The organism is Streptomyces otsuchiensis (assembly GCF_004305975.1).
Taxonomy (GTDB): Bacteria; Actinomycetota; Actinomycetes; order Streptomycetales; family Streptomycetaceae; genus Streptomyces; species Streptomyces otsuchiensis.
Genome location: NZ_BHZI01000504.1, coordinates 1 through 1,646 on the forward strand (window position 1 = coordinate 1; position 1,646 = coordinate 1,646).

General features: G+C 75.0%; 1 protein-coding gene and 1 riboswitch. The gene reads left to right on the plus strand.

Going from position 1 to position 1,646, the window contains the following annotated elements; genetic code table 11:
- Positions 1-1,081: GNAT family N-acetyltransferase (locus E0D90_RS25480; protein ID WP_130800271.1), on the plus strand; the 1,081-nt coding region annotated here is incomplete at its 5' end.
- Between the two features lie 133 nt (positions 1,082-1,214).
- Positions 1,215-1,332, plus strand: a riboswitch (SAM riboswitch).
- The last annotated feature ends 314 nt before the right edge of the window (positions 1,333-1,646 follow it).

Genomic DNA, 1,646 nt, shown 5'->3' on the forward strand with positions numbered 1-1,646 from the left:
GGACGTGGTGGGCACCCTCTCCGCCTTCTCGTTCCGGCTGTCGGTCCCGGGCGGCGCGGTGGTCCCGGCGGCGGGGCTGACCATGGTCGGGGTGCTGCCGACCCATCGCCGGCGCGGCCTGCTGACCTCGATGATCCGGCGTCATCTGGACGAGGTGTACGAGGGCGGCGAGCCGCTGGCGGTGCTGACCGCCTCGCAGCCCGCGATCTACGGCCGGTTCGGGTACGGGGCGGCGTCGTGGAAGCTGCGCGCGCAGATCGACACCTCCCGGGTGCGGCTGCCCGGGCCGCCGGGCGGTCCGGACTCGGACGGGGTCCGGCTGCGGCTGGTCGACTCTCGGACCGCGCTCAAGGAGACGGAGCGGGTGTACGCGCGCCAGGTCGGGCGGCGGCCGGGGATGCTGGAGCGCTCCGCGGGCTGGGAGGAGCTGGAGGTACTGGACGCGGGGCGGTCCGCCGACGGCCCGGTGCTGCAGCACTGTGTGCTGGCGGAACGGGACGGCGAAAGCGTCGGGTACGCGCGGTACTCGGTGCACGACGAGGGCGGGCCGTCGGCCTATCTGGGCACGGTGCGGGTGCAGTCGCTGGAGGCGGACGACACCACCGTGTACGCGGCGCTGTGGCGGTTCCTCTTCTCCATCGACCTGACGACGCGGGTGACCTGCCGCAACCGGCCGGTGGACGACGCCTGGCAGTACCTGGTGGACGATGTCCGCGAGTGCGGGGTGCGGGTGGGCGACAGCCTCTATCTGCGTCCGGTGGAGCTGGGCGGAGCGCTGGCCGCCCGCCGGTACGCGGCGCCCGTCGACGTGGTGCTGGAGGTCACCGATCCGTTCTGCCCCTGGAACGAGGGGCGGTGGCGGCTGTCGGGCGACCGTGAGGGCGCGGTCTGCGTGCGGACGGGGGACGCGGCCGATCTGCGGCTGTCGGTGCGGGAGATCGGGGGTGCCTATCTGGGCGGGACGGCGCTCTCCGCGCTGCACCGCGCGGGCCTGGTGGAGGAAGTGCGCCCCGGGGCGGTCGCGGCCGCCTCGACGGCCTTCGGGGCGGACTCCGCGCCCTGGCTGCCGCACGGCTTCTGACCGTCCCGGCCGGCTCGTGCCGCTCGGTCACCGCCGCCCGTCCCCCGGCTCCCGGCCCGGTGGGCGGGCGGCGGTCTCAGTATCCGGAACAAGGTGGCGCGGGCGCGGGGCGGTTGCGGTAGCTTCCTTTCCAGGTCACGAGTGACAGCGACCCAAGGCCCCGGCCCGCTGTCCGGCAACCCTCCACCGTGGCGGGGTGCCCCGGGTGATGACCGGGCCGTGGACAGCAAGGTCCCCGGCAAGCACGGTCGCCGAGGAGTGCACATGACCAAGCGAATGCGATAGGGCGTCTTCTCCGGATCACCGGTTCGCCCCGCGGCCATCGCGACGCTCCCGCGTTGCTCCGCGATCCCCCGCGCCGCGGGTGGCTCTCCGCCGTCCGCGTCCGCCGCGCCCCGAAGGCACGGCCACGCGTGAGATGGGCACGGTCGATCCCGGGACACGCCCGCAGCGCCCGCGCGGCGTCTTCTCTCCGCTCCCCTCCGGCCGTCCGGACCAGGGATGCCGGGATCCTGCCGCGCGGGCGCTGCGGGCGTGTCCCGGGATCGACCGTGCCCATCTCACG